This is a genomic window from Bifidobacterium catenulatum subsp. kashiwanohense JCM 15439 = DSM 21854, from assembly GCF_001042615.1.
Lineage (GTDB): Bacteria > Actinomycetota > Actinomycetes > Actinomycetales > Bifidobacteriaceae > Bifidobacterium > Bifidobacterium catenulatum.
On sequence record NZ_AP012327.1, the window covers coordinates 1,808,793 to 1,831,917 of the forward strand.

General features: G+C 57.6%; 9 protein-coding genes. 6 read left to right on the forward strand and 3 right to left on the reverse strand.

Annotation, left to right across the window (positions count from 1 at the left end; genetic code table 11):
- Nucleotides 1-5 precede the first annotated feature (5 nt).
- The 3 genes from BBKW_RS07775 to BBKW_RS07785 form a co-directional block, all read right to left on the reverse strand.
- A complete protein-coding gene (locus BBKW_RS07775) occupies nt 6-1,370 on the reverse strand; it encodes an MFS transporter (protein ID WP_033501618.1) in 1,365 nt (454 codons plus the stop codon).
- A gap of 188 nt (nt 1,371-1,558) precedes the next feature.
- The gene (locus tag BBKW_RS07780; protein WP_033501619.1) at nt 1,559-5,755 is read right to left on the reverse strand and encodes an ATP-dependent DNA helicase; all 4,197 of its coding nucleotides are present in this window, start codon (nt 5,753-5,755) and stop codon (nt 1,559-1,561) included.
- Nucleotides 5,752-9,816 carry a PD-(D/E)XK nuclease family protein gene (locus BBKW_RS07785; RefSeq protein WP_033501620.1) on the reverse strand — a complete coding sequence of 1,355 codons (4,065 nt, stop codon included), beginning with the start codon at nt 9,814-9,816 and terminating at the stop codon, nt 5,752-5,754. The genes BBKW_RS07780 and BBKW_RS07785 overlap by 4 nt, the downstream gene beginning before the upstream one ends.
- A 238-nt stretch (nt 9,817-10,054) precedes the next feature.
- Between BBKW_RS07785 and BBKW_RS07790 the strand changes: the two genes are divergently transcribed.
- The 6 genes from BBKW_RS07790 (at nt 10,055) to BBKW_RS07815 (ending at nt 23,109) form a co-directional block, all read left to right on the forward strand.
- Nucleotides 10,055-11,482, forward strand: coding sequence for a serine/threonine-protein kinase (locus BBKW_RS07790; RefSeq protein WP_033501621.1), 1,428 nt, complete (start codon nt 10,055-10,057; stop codon nt 11,480-11,482).
- 107 nt (nt 11,483-11,589) lie between these two features.
- Complete coding sequence (locus BBKW_RS07795; protein ID WP_033501622.1) at nt 11,590-17,619, forward strand: Ig-like domain-containing protein; 6,030 nt, start codon at nt 11,590-11,592, stop codon at nt 17,617-17,619.
- An 81-nt stretch (nt 17,620-17,700) separates the two neighbouring features.
- Nucleotides 17,701-19,077, forward strand: a complete 1,377-nt coding sequence (locus tag BBKW_RS07800) for an AAA family ATPase (RefSeq protein WP_033501623.1) — start codon at nt 17,701-17,703, stop codon at nt 19,075-19,077.
- A 90-nt stretch (nt 19,078-19,167) separates the two neighbouring features.
- The gene (locus BBKW_RS07805; RefSeq protein WP_033501624.1) at nt 19,168-20,388 is read left to right on the forward strand and encodes a DUF58 domain-containing protein; all 1,221 of its coding nucleotides are present in this window, start codon (nt 19,168-19,170) and stop codon (nt 20,386-20,388) included.
- Nucleotides 20,385-22,937 carry a transglutaminase TgpA family protein gene (locus tag BBKW_RS07810; RefSeq protein WP_033501625.1) on the forward strand — a complete coding sequence of 851 codons (2,553 nt, stop codon included), beginning with the start codon at nt 20,385-20,387 and terminating at the stop codon, nt 22,935-22,937. The genes BBKW_RS07805 and BBKW_RS07810 overlap by 4 nt, the downstream gene beginning before the upstream one ends.
- On the forward strand, nt 22,900-23,109 hold the full coding sequence (locus BBKW_RS07815; RefSeq protein ID WP_033501626.1) for a hypothetical protein: 210 nt from the start codon (nt 22,900-22,902) through the stop codon (nt 23,107-23,109). Before BBKW_RS07810 ends, BBKW_RS07815 begins: the two co-directional genes overlap by 38 nt.
- Nucleotides 23,110-23,125 lie beyond the last annotated feature (16 nt).

Below are 23,125 nucleotides of genomic sequence, written 5' to 3' on the forward strand. Positions count from 1 at the left end.
ATCATCTATGAATGCTGTAAAACATTTCGACGCGTGATCACCCAGCCGAGCAGGGCGAACGGGATCGAGGCGAGCACGAAAATCCACGGCAGCATAAGGCTCACGTCGGGTGTGGCGTGATCCAGTATGATACCGGTGATCATCGAACCGAATGATGCGCCGACAGTTCCCGCAGTGCTTACCCAGGAAAGGCCTTCGGTCAACGACTCTTCAGGAACGGTTTCTTTCATCACGAGGTTGCCCGATGCGAACACCGGCGAAACAGCCAGACCGGTGAGAATTTCCATAATGCCTATTACGATCAGATTGCCTTGGCACAGGTGAATTACAAAGAAGCCGGCTGTGATCGCCGCAAGGAACATGATCATGTAACGCCAACGGGATCCTTTGAGCTCAAGCGTTCCGAAAACCAGTGCGCCCATACACGAACCGACCGCTAGCATCGCCAGCTGCACGCCGAGCACGGAATCAAGATGCAACGATTTCATGACGGCTGTCATGGACGTGTCGAATGCGGTGAAACTCATGTTGAATATGATGAAAACCAGCAGCAACGGAATCACGCCAGCATAAGTGAAAATGCTGCGTTTCTTGCGATTACCACTCGTCTTCAATTGCGCAATGGTCAGCCTGTTGCGCAGTGCGGAACCTGAATCACCGGTATTGCTGGCATCGCCATCGATAGTCAATCGCACATCAGCATCGTCTAAAGAGGCCGAAACGACCTTGACTTCATGCACGACCGGCGGCTGCGTGTCTTTCAATGTGAAGAAAATGGTACCGCCAAGGGCGCAGGCAATCGTTGGCACGAACAACTGCGAAACAGGGTGCACAGAAGCTGCAAGGAACGCTGCGAGAATCGGTCCGAAAATGAATACGATTTCGTCAATGGCGGATTCCATGGCGTATGCGGTGTTCAATAGTTCGCCGTTGCCGGTGCGGTCGAGTACGTACGCCCAGCGGGTACGCACGAGCGCGCCGAACGAGAATTGCGTAAGACCCATCACCACGGCCAGCATGAACAGCAATGGAATCGGCACGCGCACCAGTGCGGCGAATGCGAAACCAAGCATGGTGATGATTTGCACGACAAGCACCATCGACCCGACCTTACGCTGGCCGAATCGGTCGAACAGTCGAGCGTACAGTGGCGTGACCCCTGCGGTGGCGAGCACATACGCGGCGCTCATCACGCCTGCGATCGTCCAATTGTCGTACAGGTGGTTGAGTGCGAGAATAATGCCGAGGCCCATCATCGACATCGGCAGTCGCGCCAAAGCTCCGGAAGCGCAGAACGCTTTGGTTCCCGAAATGGAGAACAATACGGAATATGGTGACTTCGGGGTTTCGGTTGCGCTGGTGGCAGCCATGATTATCGCTCCTTAACTTTCGTTGCGTCCGGCACGTGTGCCCGCCCACACATGCTGCACGAGGGTAGCGGCGCTCCTCCACAACGCTGCCCGCAGTGCGTTACCCTACGAGCAGGCTGGAAAGCGCCGCTTTTCAACGATGATCAAGAACAAGCAGGATGCATACACGCGTCCTTGGCGCACCAGCACTAGTCGTTGTCGGATTGTTTCGGAATTCCGTAGCTCAACTCGGCAAGGATCTCTTCTTCTGTTTTGTCGGCGGCGTTCAGCTGCCGATTGCCCTCAACGGGCTCACTCAGATAGTAGAGGCAGGCGTCGATAGCATCAAGCGGTACGCCTTCCATTGCCGACAGCAACAGCCGATACATATCCAACTGTACTAATTTTTCTTGTATTTCTTCTTTTTTCCTAGGTTTTTTTCCAGTTTTCCAATCAACTATCGTATATTGTTTCGATTGGTCCTTTTCGTTGAGACCTCCGAAGAACACCGCGTCAAGCTTGCCGTTGACGATGGTGCCCAATTGCGGCACATTGACGACGATCTGCCGTTCCGCCCACGCGGGCTTACGTTGCGCCCATGCCGACGTGGCAAGACGCTGCTGCCAATCGAACAATGCATTGTTTTCCATCGCATTTTCCGCTGCATTTTCGACCACCGCATTATTTTCTTGAGATTGCATCCCATTGTTGCGTTCAATTTCGGCAAGCATCGACGATCTCGATTCAGCTACGCGCGTATTTCCGTCGCCTTCAGCACCACCGACGATGCAAGCAATATCCACGTCGGCCATAATGAACCGTTCCGCCCACGCATGGAACTGCGTGCCCAACTGCGCGGCTGGCGACGCGACATTTGGAATCGGACGCACGAGCCCACGCCAGTAGGCGCGGGCGCCACGATCGTTCATCATGCCCGCGCGCGCCTGCAGGGAGGTGACGTTCTGACGGCCGGACGCAAGAATCTTCTCGCCTTGCGCACGCACCGACCGGTCGAACGCATCCTGCGATGCGTCAGCCAACATGTCGGGCATGAGATTGCCATCATCGACCAACAGCTGCGCGCAATGCAGCAGTGAACCGGCCGAACCGAGCGCAACGTCATCAGCAACAGCATCCGCACCCACGCCGGTATCCAGGTCCGCAGCGCCGGCGACCATCGCATCACGCACCTGATCGGCGGACGAACGCAACATTTCGCAAGTCTCTTCAGTCAAATCGCACGGCCATGGCAGGAATCGCTCGCCTTCCAGAGACTCAAGCGGTGCGTTCCAGGCGTCACCGACCACCGCATCCTCGAAATCGCAGGCATGCTCGCCCACGAAATATCCGCTTGGCAATGGCGCGCCAATCGAATGCAAGCTGGAAATGCCATTTTCGGAAGCATTATTCCCGGAAATACCATCTCCAGAAAAAACGGCATCCGCACCATCCTCAACTTCCACGATATCGCCCAGATTGCTCGGTTCATCTGCTCTGGAAACGATATTGAGCATGGAGTCATACACTTCCTGCCAGAAATTCGACGGTTTGGCCACTTGTTTACGCTCACCCACGGCACGCGGATCACGGCTTTCCACATTCGTTTCGCTATAGGTGAGCAGCGCCTCATGGCGGGCGCGGGTCAACGCCACGTATGCGAGACGACGCTCGTCGGCATGCAAGCGGCGGCCATATTCCTCGCTCTGCGTCAAATACAGTCCATCCGGATCGACGCCTTCCATGTCATCAACATTCATGGTGCGCAGGGTGCCGAACACTTCATCGTCGATGATTTCCGCATCTTCCAACGCTTCCAAGGCCTCCAATGGATTCCAGCCGACGAGCGCGTCATGGGGGAATCGCGGCAGAATATCCGCATCCACGCGCACAGGAACAGGCACCGCGGCGGGATTCGTCAGCCACGTTTTGGCGTTTTCACGGTATTCGGGAGGCGTCCATACGCCATCCTGGAAACCATTGAGATGCGTTTCGTCAACGACCACGCTCAGATTGTCGCCCTTGTTACTGGGAAATCCGCCATCGGTCATGCCGACCACGGCCACGGCATCCCATTCAAGCCCCTTCGACTGGTGCACGGTCATCAACACCACGTCGACGGGCACATCGGGGGCCACCGCGTTCTCTTCGGAAGCGTCGCGCAGCGAATCCACCCATGAGATGAACGCGCGCAGGCTCGGCACGCCTTGTGATGCGATCTCCTGTATGTACGTGTCGACGAGTTTCATCACAGCGTCGATCGGCGACTTGGCGAGCGCCACGTGGGAGGCGTCAAGCGTGGCCTCGGCATGATCGGCACGCATATGCCGAGCCAGCAGCATGTCGATGTCAAGATTCAACGCCGTAATGGCTTCGCGAACCACTTCCGGCAGCGGGTGGCCGAGCACGCGCTGCACTTGGCGGAGTGTATCCGCGGCACGAAGCACCGCCTGCACTCCCCTGCGGCTCAGCCTGCCATCTATGAGTTGTTCAAGATCGTCTCGTAGCATGAGATCCACCAGAAAAACAGCATTCGGCACTTGGTCGCGATATTCGCGCACAATGGATCGGATTTCAGCATTCGACAGACCAGAATCGGAAATCGTTTCGCTATTTTCGGAATTACTGGTTTTCCTGGAATCACCGGAATGTATAGAATTACCGGAATTCCCAGCTTTTGCGGTCTGCGCCGGAACAATTCCCGCCGATACGAGCGCACGATACCGGTACACCGTATTCACCCTCTCCGCCGTGTCCGCGAGCGCCTGCAGATCGTCGGCTTCAACGGCGAATCGTGGCGTCGCCAGCAGTCGCATAAGCGCCGCACTGTCGGTATGATCGCTGACCACGTGCAGCAGGGCGAACACGTCCTGCACTTCCGGACGTTCCAGCAGGGCCGCCTGCCCCACGACCAGCGTGGTCAGTCCGACCTGCTCGAGCGCTTCCGCGTATTTCGACATGGTTCCTTTGGATCGGAACAGCACCGCCACATGCGGGCGATTGTCTTTCGCGCCATGGTCGAGGTCACGCGCAGAGGGCGTATGCAGGGCGATCGCATGTTTGGCGAAGCGCACGACCGCGTCGACTTCCTGGCCGAATGTGGCGAATCCGAGCACGCCAATCGTGCCTTCGGGGGCTTCTTCGATGTTGGAGAGTGCAGGCACGTCGACTTCGCGCATCAGCGAGCTGCTGAGGCGTCTGGCTGGCAGTCGCAACGGTTTGGTGAGATTGTTCGCCGCTTCGAGCACCATGCGCGAATTGCGCCGCGTCACCGTCAATGCGAACGGTTTGCTGGTGGCGTCCATGCCGAAATCGTGTTGCAGCATGCGGAATGCGCCCGGGCTTGCGCCTCGCCATGCGTAGATCGATTGGAAGGGATCGCCGACCGCGTTGACCGCGCTGCGATGCGTATTGTCAGCGTGGAACAGCGCGCTTAGCAGTGCGGCCTGCGTGGTGGAGGTGTCTTGGTATTCGTCGAGAAGCACATGCGAGTAACGTTTGCGGTACGTTGCGCCGATGGACGGGAATCGGGAGACCAGTTGGAATGCCGCGATGGTGAAATCGCTGAATTCCGCCATATTGCAGGCGCGTTTTTCGACATGATAATCAAGCACGAGGTCGAGCAGCAAGTTGCGCTGCTTGGCGACGGATGCGAGTTGCGTACTGTTGTATACGCACATGCTGTGCCCGAGTTCGCGGTATTTCTCCAGTTTCTTTTCGTAATCCGCGTCGGAATCCTTTTTCAGCCGTTTCGGCGGTTTTGGGGATTTCGGCTGCTCAGTTGGCACGGTTTCGCCGTCAAGCGCCTTATCAACCTGTCTGATGAACGCTTCATCCCAGTCGCGCACACGTTGCACCGCCTCGTCGAAGCTGGTGCAGCCACTGCCGATCATAGCTCCGGAAATGGCGTTGGACAGGGCGAATACGTTGCCCGCTATAGCGTTGAACGATTTCAGATCGCCGTCGAATGACATGAGATCGCCCATATGCTTGTCGAGCACGGTGTGGATGAGCTGCATGGCACCGGCTTCGCTCAATGGCTGCGTGTTTTGGTCGAAGCCGACAAGCAGTCCGTATTGACGCACAATGGATTGGAAGAAAGCGTCGTACGTGGAGACTTCCGGTTTGAGGAACGTCATATTCGCCGATTTCAGCCCACGTTCACGCTGGTTACGGCTCACGGCCGCTGACACGCGCGACAGCAGTTCCGAAGCCGCTTTGCGCGTGAAAGTCAGTCCGAGGATTTTTTCGGGGCTCACTCCTTGTTCGATCAGTGTGATGATTCGCCTGGTCATTGTGTAGGTTTTGCCCGATCCGGCACCGGCGACCACCACCACATCCTCATAGGAGGGCGCTTGGATAACGGCGGCCTGCTCCGGACTGTCGGTGAATTTCATGGTTCCGCTCATGCCGTTCTCCTTTCGAATACGGTGTTCTGTTCGCCCGCGCAGGCCGGGCAGACCGCAGTGTTCCTGCAATATTTCATATGTTCCGATGTTGGCCTTGCCGTGATTTCGTTTGCCCTGCTGGCTGCGGCCGCGTAGAAGACCCTGGCGATCATGGTGAGAGACCATACCGCCATGGTGTCTCGCAAGCCGACGAATTCATTCCAATGCTCGTCGCTCACTTCCATCGGTGGAAGCATCTCGTCGAGTCCGTCTTGGAAATCCTTGTCAAGTTTTTTGACGTAGTAGCGCGGCACGAATGCGCCCGTATTTAGGCTTCCGCTCGCGAACAACGCCTGCTGCATATGCGATTCGGCGGCGGTGTTGCCATATGGTGCCGGGAATGCATGCTTCGTTACGTGGAACAGCGCACTTTGCGTGATGTTCGGCGCAGCAGCCACCGCCTGTGCCCCATGCAGACCGCTTCCTTCGGGGAACACGAGTCCCAGCTGGTAGCAGACGAGCTGCAGATCATTGAACAGGCCTTCGCCGTTCGGACTTGCACCGGTTTTGTAGTCGATCAGACGCACTTGCTGCGTGCCGTCCGCCATATCACGACGTTCCACACGGTCGATTCTGCCGGTCAAGCGCACGGTGAGATGTTCGCTCATGCCTGTTTGAGGCCATCCTCCGACCAACGTTCCCATAATGGCGATCAATTCGTTTCGTGAAATCGCATGAATGCCGTCCATCGCATTGTAAGCGGCGAGAATATCGTCGAAATTGAATTTTGCGGTGAATTTCAGTTCAGGTTCGGCTTTCGTAAGTTTTCCAACGCTGAACGCATCATTGTTTTTAATTGGATAATCACCATGATTCGATTGAACGAAATACGTGGCGATGTTACGCAACGCATCCTTCGCCTGTTCATCTTTTTTCAATGCCTGATATCGTTGCGCGGGATCGGTGATGCCGTTCAGATCGCCGCGTAGACGCTCATATTCGGCATACATTTGCTCGGTGATCGCGTCGATGTTGTCCATATCGCTGATGGCGGTGTGCTGTTCCGGCATGTCCAGTCCGGCTTCGGTGGCCTTCTGCGCCACCGTGTGGATCAGCGAGCCGAAATTCGTGGCTACGCTGCCCATGCGCGGGCCGGAGAAACGGTTTTCAAGCATCCAGCACACCGGGCACGCCCACAGATTGTCCACCGCGGACGGAGACAGGGTCACCACGTCGGATTGCCGTGTCCTGCCATCTTGAATCGTTTCCCGTTCAGCGAGCGAAACAGGCTCCTCCACGAACGGCCAACAATCGGGATCAGCCGCCCTCATGCCTCGGGAGGCCAGCAATGCCAATGTTTCAGCGGCGTCACGGGCCTTCGGGCTGTCCGGCGGTTCCATCGCAAGCACGCTTCGCGCGGCCGCGATCAAACCACGGGGATCGGATTCAAGTCCCGCATAATCGCCCTGACTGCCGATCGCCGCATATTCGCGCCGTTCCATATCAGCGTCTCTATCGCGGTCAAACCATTCCGGCACATATCCGTACAGAAAATCAGATGGCACGTGGTCGTCGTTCAGCACGGCGCTCATCACCGCGCACTCATCGGCACGGGTCAACGCCACCAGGAAGCTTTTCTGCTCGGATGCGAGCACGGCAGCCAATTGCGCATCCCGCTTGCCCGCCGAAGTGGTGACGGTATCGGACAGTTCGCCATGCAACATCACATCGGCGAGTTCCTCGCCGCCGAACAATGTGTTGCGTGGCGTAAGATTCGGCCATTGCCCTTGCTGCAAGGACGGCAGAAACACCAGGTTCCAATGCCTTCCCGCCGCGCCTGCAGGCGTGGTCAGCGTCACTGCCTGGTCGATGGGCGCGGTGTGAGCCAACGAATCCGCCTCGATAGTCAGCGAGCGCACCTGTTCCATGAACGCTTCAATGGTGCGTGCGGCGAACTCGCCGCTTGATTCGCCGCCGGAAGCGTAGTTGAACAAGCGCATCGCCGCATCAAGTCGGTCGTTCGCGGCACGGCCGGCCGCCGAATGCTCCAAGGCTACGCGCTGCCAGATTTCCGCCTTTCCGCAGGCACGCCATGCGCAATCCAACACGTATTGCGGTTCACGCAAAACCAGCTTGTGTTCCGCCTCGCACGTTTTGTCAAGCACTTTCCACAATGATGCGAAAGCCTTGACCTGTGGATCCGAGCCCGTCACGGAGGCGATCGTGTCGATCACACGATCGGTGTTTCCTTCCAAAAGAAGCACGTATAGAGCGTCCATATCGAACACGGGATCATTCTGGTCTCCATCATGCCCACCATCATGTTGACCTTCGTCGGAAATCGCATGGCATTTCGCCATGTATTCATGCCAATCCGCCATCAAACGCAGCAGCGACGACTGCTGTTCGACGTCCGTCTTCGCCATGTTCGCAGAATCCTGCGCGCGAATCTCATCATCGCCCACAATCTCAGCGAGCGAAGCCAACGCATGCATCGCGGATTCCACGGACGCGAGACGGGCCGGGCGCCCTTCATGCTGCCTGTCGCCGCCGACCGTAATCAGCGGGGATGCCATGATCGACGCCACACGTGAACGAATATAGGATCCGGCCGCCTGCGGGTCCATGCCCGAAGCCGCGATTGTCCACCTTTTCAATTCCGCCAATTCAATCAGCGCGAACAGGCCTTGCACGAACGGTTCGTCCTTCAACGGGCGTGTCACGCTCGAATAGCGCACGGGAACGCCGTCGGCACGCAGCCGTTCGCCGAACGCGCGTACGGTGGCATTGTCATGCGTGATCACAGCCATGTCGTTCCATTCGCGGGAACGTTGCAAATGCTCGGTTTTGATCTTCCACACCACGTCATCGAGCTCTTCGGACGAGGAACGGTACAGGGCCGTTTCCACACTGCCGTCGGCAGGCGTGACGCAAGCATCCGTATTGCCGGACGGCAATGCTTCGATAGGCATCGCCCCCGGTATGTTCCGCATTTTGCCTGGTCGCTCCGGCAGGGGCACGTCAGTCGGTTCCGTGCTTGCGATCGACAGGCTTACGCGAGTCGCGACAAGAGTGCGATAGTCGTCATGCACGCTTTGTCTGTTCGACGCGTTTCGAATGGTTTGCGCGCCATCATTTTCGCATGCGGCATACAGGTTTTCGATGCGTTCCAATCGCGCTCCCATGCGCGACTGCGCCTCGTTGAACAGATATTCCGGATACGATCCGCGGAACGTCTGCACTGCTTCGTCGGGATTGCCCACCAACAGCAGGCGCGTCCCGCGATTATGCAAGGCCTCAAGCAGGGCGAAGCCAGCCAATGTCGCATCCTGGAAATCGTCGACGATCAGCATGTTTGGAATATCGGCATCCCATATGTCAGACACGGCCTCGGTGGCGTCGATCATCAGTTGCGACGCATCAAGACGGTATTCGCCGGAATAGGCTGCACGAATCGCCGCATTGTATTCCTCACGCAGCGCGAAGGCGAGACGCCATTGGGTGCGCAGGCGTTCGCGACGCGCGTCAAGCTCGCCATTCCTGCTGGCCGCGCGGGCGATGAGCATGTTTTCAAGCTCCGGTTTCGCACCGATCTCGTTCATGCGCGCAAGCATGTCTCGCAATTGGTTGGCGAATGCGTCGGTAGAATCGTCGGCCACCAGTCCGGACCATTCGGAAACAGCGAAATAGACGCGCAGCAGATCGCAGGTGGCGCACTCGTCGCCATGCTGCCTATGTTCCACATGCGATGTAAGCACCTTGCGGATGATTACATCCTGTTCGGCGCCGTTCAACAGTTTCGGCAACGGTTTGCCCTGTGCGGATCTTGCGGCCGTCAGCAGGCGGAATGCGACGGCCGACAATGTGGTGACCGGTCGAGCCTGCGAAACCGCCGACAATTCACGGATCGCGCGATCGCCCAACATGTCGGCGATCTGTCTGCCGGACACCGTCATCACGGCATTCGCATCACCATACCGCTTCATCGCGGCGATCAGCATGTCCAACGCAAACTCGGTTTTTCCGCTGCGCGGCGCTCCCGCAACCAACGTGACGTGAGCAAGATCTTCCAAATCCATCATGCCTCCCAACACTACTAGTCTCATCCTCCCTTACCTGACAAATCCGGCAATGGAGGAAACTCATGCTGGAAGGCTCGGTGGCCGCGAAAGCGGCAGGAGGCATGGGAACAGCCTCGAATGCCCGTCTTCGTATGCAGACATTCGACTCCTTACTGGTAGGTTTCCGGGTTGGTCTTCGGATAGCATGGCCTTCAGAGAAGGCAGTGAAAAGCATACGCATTACGAGGAAAGAGAACATATGGAAGCCATGGATAGCATTCCCCCTCAAATCCCTGGGTACACATTCGCCCAGAAGTTGGGGTCCGGTTCCGAAGCGAACGTGTACTTGTATCAGCAGCTTTCCCCCAGCCGTCAGGTGGCCATCAAAGTCAGCAAGGAAATGCTCGACCCGCGCGCGGCGGCAAGATTCCGTTCCGAAGCGAACTTCATGGGCAAAATCTCATCACACCCTTACATTCTTTCGGTGTACGAAAGCGGCGTCACCGCCACAGGCAACGGCTACACCGTGTTCGAATACGCTCCGGGAGGCAATTACAAGACCTTCCTGGAATCCAACCGTCTCAACGCAGACCAGATGCTCACCGTCGGCATCAATCTAGCAAGCGCCCTTTCCACTGCGCATCGCGAAGGCATCATCCACCGCGACATCAAGCCCAGCAATATTCTCATCAACACGCACGGCATGCCCATGCTTTCCGATTTCGGCATCGCGAGAACGATTTACGGACGCCCCGGAATCGGCTACACCATCGCGTGGGCTCCGCCGGAAGTGCTTGCGAAGAACGGCGGAGGCAACGAATCCTCCGACATTTATTCTCTGGGGGCGACGCTGTTTGCCATGCTGACGGGCCAGTCGCCGTACGAATACGGCTATTCCGAAGCTCTTGGCGCAACCCGAGGCAAAGAACGCGGCACTCTACTGAGGAACATCATTCTCACCAATCCGCCACCCAAGCTCAACAGTCCGGATGTTCCTCCACAAGTGGAGCGGATCCTGCGCAAGGCGTTGAATGAAACGCCGGAGGACCGATATTATTCCGCATATGATTTCGCGCGCGACATGCAGCGTGTGCAGCAGGAATTGTATGGACATGCCACGCCGACCACGGTTGAGGGGGAACCGCCGTTCCCACAGAACCTGTATGCACAGTCGCAGGCGAACATTCAGGTTTCGCCAACTGCCCCAAAGCAGCGCAGCATTTGGGCCAAGCCTCTTACGATCGTTGTTTCGGTGGTCGCCGCGATTGCAGCCGTCGAGCTGGCGTTCGCGTATGTGATCATGCCGAATATGGATTCCGTCTCAGACAACAGCAGCGTGCAAATCAAGAATCCGGAAACGTATGATCCGGAGAACGATTCGCCTGATTCGGCCATCACCACCGGCAGTGTGCCCAGTGTCGAGAATCTGACCGGGTCATATTCCGCCGATGGCGGCAGTGTGCAGTTCACTTGGGCGAATCCCGACCCGCAGAACGGGGATTCATACGCATGGTCGATGGTCGGCAATGCTGGTGTTAATCCGAATACCCAGGGAACCACCACCACCGACACGCATATCAGCATCGAACCCGCCGACGGCTCGCAGACCTGCATTCAGGTGAGCCTCATCCGAGCCGACCGTCAGATGTCACAGAATCCTGCGATCGCGTGCGCAGCCAAACCATAAGCATCACAGCACTTCATAACAGGGTTGGCCAATGGCATTATTCAATCGCAGGCGATGTCCGGAACGAACACAACGACCATCGAAACGCTCAAGGAAGAACCGAAAAAATGGGCAAACGCAAGAACGCAGCCAATCAGTCGGCACAATCGCACGAACGACAATTGCGCTTCGGACCGATGATGCGCAAACTGCTGTTGCCGTCGAGAAGCAGACGGTGGATCACGCCGATCGTCATGCTGTTTCTGCTGCTGGGCATCATCGCAGGCGCGTTCATCGTCAGTTCGGTGACACAACAGCATGTACAACTTGACGACGGCACCGTGTGGATCACTTCGCTGAAGGACCGCAAGGCCGCACGATTCAATGCGAAAAACAAGGATGTGGACGCTGGAGTCTCGTCCGCAGCCTCCCGTTTCGACGTGGCCCAACATAATGGCAGCACCGTGATTTCCGAAGGTACGAAAGCCAGCAACATCGCAGCTTCCACAATCAGCGAAACCGGCAACACCGCCATCAAAACGGATATCGAAACCATTGTCGGAGGCGATACCGCAGCGTTCATCAACGTCAAAACCGGCAATGTGTGGGTGGGATCCGCTTCCGATGTGCAATCCGTCAATCCAACCACCGACAAGCCGAAAATGAAACTGGGATCCGGTGGAAGAATCACGGTGACGCATAACGGAACCGTGTACGGATATCGTGCTTCCGATGGCGCGGTGATGAGCATCGACAAGTCGCAAGGCGCGTGCGAGCAAGCCGGCACGATAGAAGGCGCGCCGCATGCCGAATCGTTCACCGTCATCGGCGAAACCCCGGTCGTGGCGGCGAAAGGCACCGTGTATTGGCCGCAGGGAAGCGCAGCCATCAATCTGCAGGGCAGCATGACCTTGCAGGCCCCTTCCACGGACGGCAAACAAAACGGATGGGTGGCCGTGGCGACACCACGCGGGCTCGCAACGGTGAACCTCAGCACCAAGAAAACCTCTGAAACACCAAATCCCGGCAAAGGCGAGCCCGCCCAGCCGGTATCCACAGGCGGATGCGTATTCGCCGCGTGGGCGCAGAAAGCCAACAATTACGCCAAAGTATGCTCCGCCGACGGTTCGGACATGGCATTCGACACCCTGACCAACATCAACGCCACTTCGGAACTGATATTTCGCACCAACCATCGTCTGGTCATACTCAATGACGTGGTCAACGGCAACGTCTGGAATCCGCAGGAATCCACCAAAGTCATCAAAATCCAATGGAATAAGGTGGAAACCAAACAGTCGAAGCAACAGGAACAGAACAACGACAGTGCCAACAACCAGCATAATTTCAGCAAAACCTGCTCGTCGCAATCCGGGCAGATCAAAGCGGAAGACGATTCGTTCGGCGCGAGAACAGGATCGCAGCAGATCCTCGACGTGCTTCGCAACGACGAGCAGACCGACTGTTCCGTGCTGCGCATCACCTTGGTAAGTGCCCCGGACGGGGCCAACATCAGCGTCTCGCCCGTATACGACGGACGATATCTGCAGCTCGACGCATCCGCGGCAGCCGAAGGATCGGCATCGTTCAGCTATGAGATTTCCGACGGGCGCGGGCAGACATCCAACGCCAAAGTGAACCTCACCTTGGTCGGAGGCGACGACAACGCGCCCCAGCAAACCGATACGCCACCGGAAATCGACGTGGAGCAAGGAGCCACCTACACCACTAACGCATTGGGCAGCTTCTCCGACCCCGACGGCGATCCGCTCACGCTCGTATCCGCAACCCCGCAGAACACCGACCAGGTGACCGTCTCCACGCGAGCCGATGGGCAGCTCGTATTCAACGCGGGATCCATGTCTTCCGGACGCGCCGGCATCGAAGTAACCGTTTCCGACGGCCAGCAGACCGGCACCGGCATGGTGTATTTCTCAGTGAAACCGGCCAACACGTTGGCCGCGGTAATCGATCCGGTAGTCAAGCAGATCACGCCAGACACGCGCACCACCGTTTCGCTCAAACAATACGTGCACGGTACCTCGGCCGAGCCCGCGCAGCTGACCGCCGTGGAAACCCCATCCGGCGCTTCCACCACCATGAACGCCGCCGACATGTCGTTCACCTTCAGCGCATCCAACCCCGGTACCTATTATGTGCCCTACACCATCACGCAAGGATCCATTCCCGCGACAGGCCTGGCCCGCATCGAAGTGCAGGCCGTGGCCGGAGACTCCGCCAAGCCCATCGCCGCCAACGACGTGGCGCTGCTCGGCGCCGACAACACCGCGATCGTGGAGCCCCTGGCCAACGACGTCGACCCGATGGGCGGCGTATTGTCCGTGACCAACGTGACCACCGACGCGGCAAACGGCATCAAAGCCGGCGTCGTAAGCAACAAACGCGTCTACATCACCGCACGGCAGATACCGACCGAACCCGTGCAAATCAAATACGGCGTAGCCAACGCGGCAGGCACGTCGACCGGCGTGATCGTACTGCAGCCGCCGGCATTGACCACCTCCAACTCCGTGCCGAAAGCCGACAACATCACCACGCAGGTACGCACCGACGGCATTGTTTCCATCAACGTGCTCGACCACGTTACCTACGCCGACGGCACCACGGTAAGTCTGCAAAACGACCTGCAATACGACAAGAACACGTTCAAAGGACTCGTATTCGTATCAGGCAACACCGTACGATACCAAGCATCCGACCAAACCGGATCCTTCCCCGTAACGTACACGGTCAAAGACAATCTCGGCAACGCGGCATCCGCCACAATCACCATCAACGTGCATCAAAAAGACGCCGAAAACAAGGCGGCGCCAACACCATCCGACGTTGAGGCACAGGTTGCTGCAGGGCAGAAAGTCCAAATCCCGATCACCTTGACCGGCATCGACGCCGATGGTGACGACGTGCAGCTGCTCGGTCTCGGCAACAAGGCTCCGACGCTCGGACGCATCAGCGAAGTCGGAGCCACCTACCTGGTATACGAGGCATATGCCGACTCCACAGGAACCGACACCTTCTCATACGCCGTCGAAGACTGGACCGGCCAACGATCCCAAGCGCAGATCCGCGTGGGCGTGTTCAAATCCGGCACCGACTCGGGCGTGTACGCGCGCGACGACGAAATCACATTGCGTCCCAGCACCGCGGCAACCGTACCCGTGGCGCAAAACGACATTTCCGGAGACAGCACCGACCTGACCGTCAGCGAAGACGTCGAATCGCAAGACATCAGCAATGTGACCGTAGTGGATAATGCGCTCGCCTTCACCACACCGCAGCAGGCGGGTACCTATTACGTGGCGTATACGGTCAAAGACAAAGCCGGATTGTCTGACACCGCAACATTGACGGTGAACGTCGATGGCAACGCCACCATCGAACCGCCGACCGCATACGACTATCGTGTGCCTTCTTCGGCGACGATCGACAAGAAATCGGTCGACGTGGACGTTTCGCAATGGATCGCGAACCCTTCCGGCAGCGCCGACGAACTGCACGTGGCCGTTGATGATTCGGCCACCGACCATGCGCATGTCAGGGGCGGAGACAAGTCCACGACCATTACCGTGGAATTGACGGACGAGGCGCGAGCCGTGCCATACACCGTGACCAACACGACGTATGACATCACATCCACGGCGTTCATCCAAGTGCCCGCATACGGCGTGTTTCCGCCGATCCTTCGACCGAAAGCGCCGGCTTTGAAGGCGAACGCACGCGAGACGATCACCATCAATATCGCCGATTACGTGCGTGTGGGCGCAGGCAAGACCGCGTATGTGGATGGCGCTGATTCGGTGAGCGCCACGAAGGCTGCGGACGGCGACCTGTATGTGAACGACCAGATGTTGAAGTTCACCGCGCCGAAGGATTACTCCGGCCCCGCGTCCATTACCTTCACCGCGGTGGATGGCAAGCGCGACAAGAACGACAAGGTGAAAATCATCAATTCGGCGGTGCTGACGTTGCCGATCACCGTAATCGGGCGCGACGTGCCCGCGCCGACATTCTCTTCGTCCACCATCGACGTGGTCGCCGGCGAAAGCGCCACCACCATTGATCTGACCGCATTGACCCATTCGGCGTCCGACCTGTACGACGATGAAAAGCGGTACACGTATTCGGGTGGCGCTGATTCCGACCAGGTGAGCGCCAAGGTGAGTTCGAACGGCAAACTGACCGTGTCCGCCGACAAGACCACGTCGCCGGGAACTACGGTGAGCGTGCCCATTTCGATCCAATATTCGAAGGGCACGGTGAGCGCAGGCGTCACAGTTCGTGTGACGGCATCCAACAGGCCTTTGGCGCGCATCAACGCGAAAGCCATGAAAGTCAAGGCGGGAAGCAGCGAGGAAGTGAACCTGCTTGCCGACGCGTACAATCCGTTCCCCGATTCCACGTTGACCGTGATCGGATGCACGTCCGATGGCGCGTCGAAGCTGACCGTGGACTGTCCGGCCAACGGTGTGGTGTCGATCAGCGCAGCTTCCGACATCGGCGCGAGCACCAACAAGGTGATCATCAACGTGCGTGATGCCACCAATACGAAGGAACGTGAGGTGACAGGCACCATCAGCGTTTCGTTAATGGACAAGCCGGATGCGCCTCTGCTCTCCCCCATCGCGGGAGACCCGCAGGATGGCGCGGTAAATCTGAGTTGGACGGCCGGCTCTTCGAACGGCAGCCCAATCAGCGAATACAAGGTGACGTGGAGCGGCAACGGTTCCGGCGAGAAATCGTGCGGTTCCGTGACCTCCTGCCAGATTATCGGTTTGAAGAACGGCAAGACGTACTCGTTCAAGGTGCAAGCCAAGAATGAGGTCGGCTGGTCGAAGGAGTCGAACGGCGTGGAGGGCACGCCTGACAAGCTTCCGGACGCGCCGACCGACGTGAAGGCCGAAGCCGGAAAGAACACCGTTGTTGTCACATGGAAGGCTCCGGAAGGCAATTTCTCCGCCGTCGACGGCTATGAGGTGACATTAAATGGGTCCAATATAACGAATCCGACGCAAAAGGTTGAAGGTACAAGCTTCACGTTCAAATTCAACGACAATGCGATTACCAATGGCGCATCCTATACAGCCACGGTCAAGGCGCATAACAAGATGAACTGGAGTCAGCCCTCCGTCGCATCCAATGCCGTTTCGCCTTGGGGCACGCCCGACAGACCGACCATCTCAGCAGTGCAGAATAGCGACAAGATTGTGGTGAGCGGGCGAATCAATGACGCCCGCAACTCGAAATACCAGTCGATTACGGTAAGTATCAGGAACGAAGACAAATCCGTGGAGGCCAATGCCACGGACTATTCCGTCGAATTCGACATCAAGAACGAGTGGTATTACAAAGAGATTAAGCCGACGATTACCGTGGTCACGGAACGCAGTGGCTCATTGAGCAGCGAAACGTCCGTTTCGCCCTTCACGGCAGTCGATCCCCCCACCAATGTGAAGCTGGAACTCAACAACAATATATGTGTGGCGTCCTGGTCCAAAAAAGGACGCGTCACGGGCTTTGTTGTAAAGGCCAAGGATTATTACAATGATGATGTTCACGAGAACAGAGCAGAGTGGCCGCTTTCCGGTAATTGGAGCACCTGCGATACGGTAAATGTCCAACAATACTTCATTGATACGTCACATATCAGCACCCCTGAAACTGCCAACAGCAATACCGTCGGCAACAAAACCAAGGCGGAAATCACCACCATGCCGACCCTTGCCTGGGATGCCAATGCCACGAATCTCATCAAGGTCGCCGGCGGATCGGTGAAAACGTGGAATCAAATTGGCAGCTACTCCTTCGTATTCACCGGAGGTGGCAAAACATACGAAATCCCTTGGACCCAAGGTACCAGTCAGTTGAACGCCGAAAAGCTGCCAACTGGGGTCGACTACACATGGAAGTTCAAAGTCACCGGTCCAGACCCGGCACTCAACAACGAGGCAGACGGATCAACGATCAAAGACTCCGACCGCTATAGCGAGCCGACCACCGATCCTGAGACTGACCCCAATCCGGACCAGTCGGAATCAAAGCAAAGTGGCACCCCTACGGCTTCATCCGTAGCTCTTTCCACCATTGATGGAAAAAGCAAGCCGTGGGTGAGAGGCTTGGCCTATTACGCCAATCGCTAGCCGGTACGGCAATCTCGACGAACAATCCAATATCGACAGCCAATCATCAATACGACCAACAGAAGCAAACAAGGAGCACCCATGAGCAACGAAAACGACGACGCCACCCAGCTGGGTTCCATCAGGCACCATATGAACAAGCCGCAACAGCCCGGCAATCCGCAGGCACGCCCTGCATTCCAAGCTCCAAGCCTGCCAACGCATCCGCAGGAGCAAAGCGGCGACGATGAAGGCACGGTACTCAGCACACATAATGAGAACCACTACGCCACCAACACGTTCGATGCCGACGATGAAGGCACCATGCTCAGCGCATACAATGCAATGCCCTACAGGCCTGCAATGCCTACGCTTCCAACAACGCAACCCTTGAAGGCGCAACCGGCACAGCCTGTGCGATTGCAACAACCGTTGCCGCAATCGCAGCCAATTCCGGCAGCGGCATCGCAAGCCAAGCCCGCGCAGCCAGCCGCAACCTCGTCCATGATGTCCGTCCCACACGCCGACATCACCGAATTCCACAACCAGTTCACCAAATTGGTCGACAGCGTCTCCCAGGTTGTGGTCGGCAAGGAGCAACCGATCCGCCAATGTGCCACCGCCATGATCGTTGGCGGCCACATTCTGCTTGAAGACAACCCCGGAACAGGCAAGACACAGCTGGCCCGAGGCCTCGCCAACTCCATCGACATGTCGTTCAAGCGCATCCAGTTCACTCCGGATCTGCTGCCTTCCGACGTGGTCGGCGTAACCTACTACGACCAGAAGAACAGCGAATTCGAATACCGCGAAGGCCCGATTTTCGCTTCCGTCGTGCTTGCCGACGAAATCAACCGAGCCTCGCCGAAAACACAGTCCGCACTGCTCGAAGTCATGGAAGAACAGAAAGTCACCGTCGACGGCGAAACCCACGCGGTACCGCAGCCTTTCATGGTCATCGCCACCCAGAACCCCATAGAACAGCTCGGCACCTACAAACTGCCGGAAGCGCAGATGGATCGTTTCCTCATCAAAACAACCATCGGCTATCCGAGCCACGACGTGAGCGTGAGCATTCTCAAACAGGTCAACGTCACCGACCGTGCATCCACCGTACATGCGGTGCTCACCGGCAACGACGTGCTGCGCATGCGTGCCATCAGCGAAACCGTGCATCTTGACGACGCGATCCTCGAATACATCGTGCGCTTGGTGGAAGCGACGCGCCACAACGAACGCATCCAGGTCGGATCGTCCATGCGCGGTGCACTCGCGCTGACCCGATGCGCCCGCGTGTGGGCGGCGTCCAACAATCGCGGATATGTGGTGCCTGACGATGTGAAGCAGCTGGCTGTCGCTGTGCTCGCGCACCGCATCACGCTCACCGCGGAGGCCACGTTCGCCGGATCCACCCCCGAACTGATGATCGAACAGATCCTCGAAAATGTACCCGCACCGACCGTAGGCGTCACCGTCTGAAGCGCATACCCAACGCAGCTGCACTGCACGCGCAGCAAGACAGAAGCACGCAATCGCACGAAACGTTCGTAAACACCCGAAAGGTCAAGTATGCGACAATCCAAAACCATGCAACGCAGGAGAACCATGCAACGATCCCTGCGACGCATCAAGCATCGCATCAAACGACTGGTCACCTCATATGTGTCACCGCTCGGATGGACCGTGACCGGACTCGCCATCGCCTCACTCATAGCGTTCACGATTCTCGGATGGCATGAACTGTTGGCCATGGCGATCGTATTCGTCTGCATGATGGTCGCCGCCATCTTGCTGTCACTCGGCAACACGTCGTTCACCGCCACCATAGACGTGTCCAGCAGACGAGTCACCGTGTCAGACACCGTGAAAGTCGGCATGCGCATCGACAATCCGGGACGTACGCCAACCACATCCGCACGAGGCGACCTGCCTATCGGCGACAACCACGAACGATTCTCCATCCCCATGCTCGCCGCCGGCCAATCACGCCAAACAACAGTGGAATTCACCGCCGTCTCCCGCGCGGTGCTGCCGATCGGACCGCTTTCCATACGCAAAGGCGATCCATTCGGACTTGTACGGCACGAAAAGAAACTCGTCGACCAAATCAACGTGTTCATCCACCCGCAAACCGTCATGCTGAACACACTCAACGCCGGAATTCCGCGAGACCTCGAAGGTCAGCCCAGCGGCGAAATCGTCGACGACGACCTCGACTTCTACGGACTGCGCGAATACGAGCCGGGCGACGACGTGCGCAACGTGCACTGGCTCAGCTCCGCAAAAACAGGAACGCTGATGATTCGCCAATACGAAGCGACCCGACGCACCGACACCTCATTGACCATCAGCGTGAGCCCAGACGACTACCTCAGCTCCGACGAATTCGAACTGGCGGTATCCGTCCACGCATCCATCGGAGTGCAATGCCTGCTCCAAAACCGCCCGGTAACCGCACATGCAGGAAACGAACACGCCATGCCACGCAACTCCACGGAATTCCTCGACGGCTGCAGCGCCATCACCCCCGACATCAACGACGATCCGAACCTCGCGCAAACCACCCTCACCCACACCCCCGACTCATCGTTCTACTACATCACCGTCGGCAGACTCAAAAGCATCGACGAGATCAAACACATGGCGCTCGCACTCCCCCGATCCGCAACCTGCGTGGTACTGCAAACCACCATCGGGCAACCACGCGCCATCAAACGATACTCCGACTTCACCCTGGCGACCGTAGGAAACCTAGACGACCTCCCAATAATCATGGGGGTACTGGCATGAACACCACAGAATTCAGCAAACAAAACGCCAACGCCAATACCGACGAGACCGGCACTGGACACACCACCGGATTCGGCAACACCTTCACCGGATCATCCACCGGCACCTTCACGGGCACCTTCACGGAAACAGGCACCGGAACAGGCTCATGGGCCGACTCCACACACTCCATCATCTGGATGTCACGAGACAGCAAATCGCAAGCCCTCCCCTACCTATGCCGACCACGCACCTCACAATACGCAAGCCTTCTCGTAGCAGCCCTACTCACCCTCGCCGCAGCCAGCAACCTCATCGACGTCTACGGATCAGTCGCATCCTGGACCCTCGCCGCCATTCCAGCCACCATCATCGGATCCCTCGTGGCGCTCGCAGGCACGGTTCCCACGCTCCGCCTCTGGTGGCAAATGCTGTTCATGGCCGTCGCCCAACTGGTTGTCGGCCCGGTTCTGTTCCTCAACGACACCACCATCGCACACTTCATTCCAACCCTGCGCACGCTTACGCAAGGTTGGGTGCAGATGCTTGGCTCCTTCAAATTCATTCTGTCGGTCGAGCCTCCAACCGGTACCGCGGACGGCTGCCTGCTTGCCGTATGGACCATCTGCCTGTGGTCCGCGCTGCTCACCGGCATTTTCGCAGTGACGGAAGATGGCCGATTCACCATGATCGCCATCATTCCCGTCATCGCCAATCTTGCGATCTGTGCATTGCTCGGCTCATCTTCCGGCTATTACCGCATATTCGTCGGCACTGCGATGGCGCTTGTGCTCGTGATTTGGATCAGCGCACGTTGGAAATTACTGGAATTGGGACGTTGGATCAGTTCCGTGACAATCGTGGTTGTTTGCATCGCATTGGCGATTGGAGGATGCCTTGCCGTCGGTCAGAACCGCACCATTCTGCGCGACCATTACGATCCGCCGCTCAGCCCGTACGATTACACAAGCCCGTTGAGCGGCATGCGTTCGTACATCAAAAACAGCAAGGACGACGTGCTTCTCACCGTCGAAAACCTGCCCGCAGGTTCGAGCGTGCGACTAGCGGTCATGGACCGTTTCGACGGCAACGTATGGAACCTGTCCGATTCCACCATGTCGTCGGACTCCTCCAATTACCATCGCGTCGGCACCTCCATCACCAACAACGCTGAAGGCAAGAAATTCACCGCAACGTTCACCGTGAACAAAGGCCTGAGCGACTACTGGCTACCCATTGCCGGAGCCGCATCCAGCGTGACCTTCGACAACAGTGAAAACGTCGACTCGTTCTATTACAACAGCGACACCATGTCGGCCATCTACCCCTCACGCACCTCCGAAGGCCTCACCTACACGGAAACCGGCATCATGCCAGCAGTTCCCACCGACAAGCAAATCGCCAAAGCCAACGCAGCCTCCATCAGCCAGCCTAAAGCCGAAGACGTGCCCGACTGTGTGGACAAACTCGCCACAGCCATAGCCGGCGGCCAATCCAAAGGCGGCGAAGCAGCCCAGGCCATCGCCGAAAAACTCAAGGAATCAGGCTGGTTCTCGCACGGCTTGAGCGGCGATTACCCGTCTACCGCCGGCCACGGCAACTACCGTATCGACCAGCTGCTCGCCGGAACGGCCGTGGTCGGAGACAGCGAACAATACGCCTCCGCAATGGCACTCATGGCACGCAGCCTGGGACTTCCAAGCCGAGTGGTGCTTGGATTCCTACCAAAAGACGATGAAGGCGAAATCAGCGAAAACCGCACCGAAAAACAAGGGAAAAACACCGTCATCGAATTCACCGGCAACGACGTGACCGCATGGGTGGAAATCAAACTGGACGGCTACGGCTGGGTGGCGTTCTACCCGACGCCGAAGGAAACCAAAGTCCCCGATGAAAACCAGAACCTCACCCCACCGAACCCGCAAACCCTGGTGCGTCAACCCCCAGTACCTCTCACCGACCCGCTACGCGACGACGCCCAAGCCAAAGGCAAGTCCTCAATCGGCGGAAGCATGGCTGATGAAACGTCAATCAACCTCTTCTGGCAGCATTTCGGCAGAATCGCAAGAAAAGTAGCCATCTACGGAAGCCCCCTGTGGACGCTGCTCATCGTATGCGGCCTCCTGCTCGCCATCAAAGCGATCGCACTGGCACGGTCAAGAAAACACGGCAGCGCACAACAGCGAGTGGCGGCAGGATGGCAATCCGTGGCGGCGCTCGCTCGGCAAAGCGGACTTGACATTCAAGGCACGCGCAGCGAACAGGCGGTCTCCATCGCAAGCCAGATGGATATTTCCAGTGAAACGTTGCTTGCCTTGGGCGCACAAGCCGATTACGCGGCCTTCTCCGGTAATATCCTCAACGAGGAGCATGTGCAGCAGTATTGGCACGATATTGCGCAGGAACGCAAGTACATACTCAAGTCATTGCCGACATTACGCAGATGGAGCGCCAAACTCTCACTTGCCGACGTTTTTCATTTTCGAGGCAAACACGGCGGCAGCGTACGACAATCCGCAAGTCGCCGCGGAAATGCTGGTGCAGTCCACGCTCGATGCCGGCGGCAATGACAATGTCACGGCGATCGCGCTTGACCTGCGCGACGATTCAGCGAATAACGCAGCCGATACAGCAACAAACACTACGATTGACATCGATTGGAACGTCAGCAAAATCGGAGATCACGAGGATATCGGCGATTTGCAGGAAGGCACATTGCAAACGTTGCGAACCGTTCAATAACGCGCATGTTCCCGCA

Bases quoted from the DNA above. Each gene is read 5' to 3' on its own strand.
- BBKW_RS07795 (WP_033501622.1), top strand. From the start codon at position 11,590: ATGGGCAAACGCAAGAACGCAGCCAATCAGTCGGCACAATCGCACGAA.
- BBKW_RS07815 (WP_033501626.1), top strand. From the start codon at position 22,900: ATGCTGGTGCAGTCCACGCTCGATGCCGGCGGCAATGACAATGTCACG.
- BBKW_RS07810 (WP_033501625.1), top strand. From the start codon at position 20,385: ATGAACACCACAGAATTCAGCAAACAAAACGCCAACGCCAATACCGAC.
- BBKW_RS07785 (WP_033501620.1), bottom strand. From the start codon at position 9,816: ATGATGGATTTGGAAGATCTTGCTCACGTCACGTTGGTTGCGGGAGCG.
- BBKW_RS07780 (WP_033501619.1), bottom strand. From the start codon at position 5,755: ATGAGCGGAACCATGAAATTCACCGACAGTCCGGAGCAGGCCGCCGTT.
- BBKW_RS07805 (WP_033501624.1), top strand. From the start codon at position 19,168: ATGCGACAATCCAAAACCATGCAACGCAGGAGAACCATGCAACGATCC.
- BBKW_RS07775 (WP_033501618.1), bottom strand. From the start codon at position 1,370: ATGGCTGCCACCAGCGCAACCGAAACCCCGAAGTCACCATATTCCGTA.
- BBKW_RS07800 (WP_033501623.1), top strand. From the start codon at position 17,701: ATGAGCAACGAAAACGACGACGCCACCCAGCTGGGTTCCATCAGGCAC.
- BBKW_RS07790 (WP_033501621.1), top strand. From the start codon at position 10,055: ATGGAAGCCATGGATAGCATTCCCCCTCAAATCCCTGGGTACACATTC.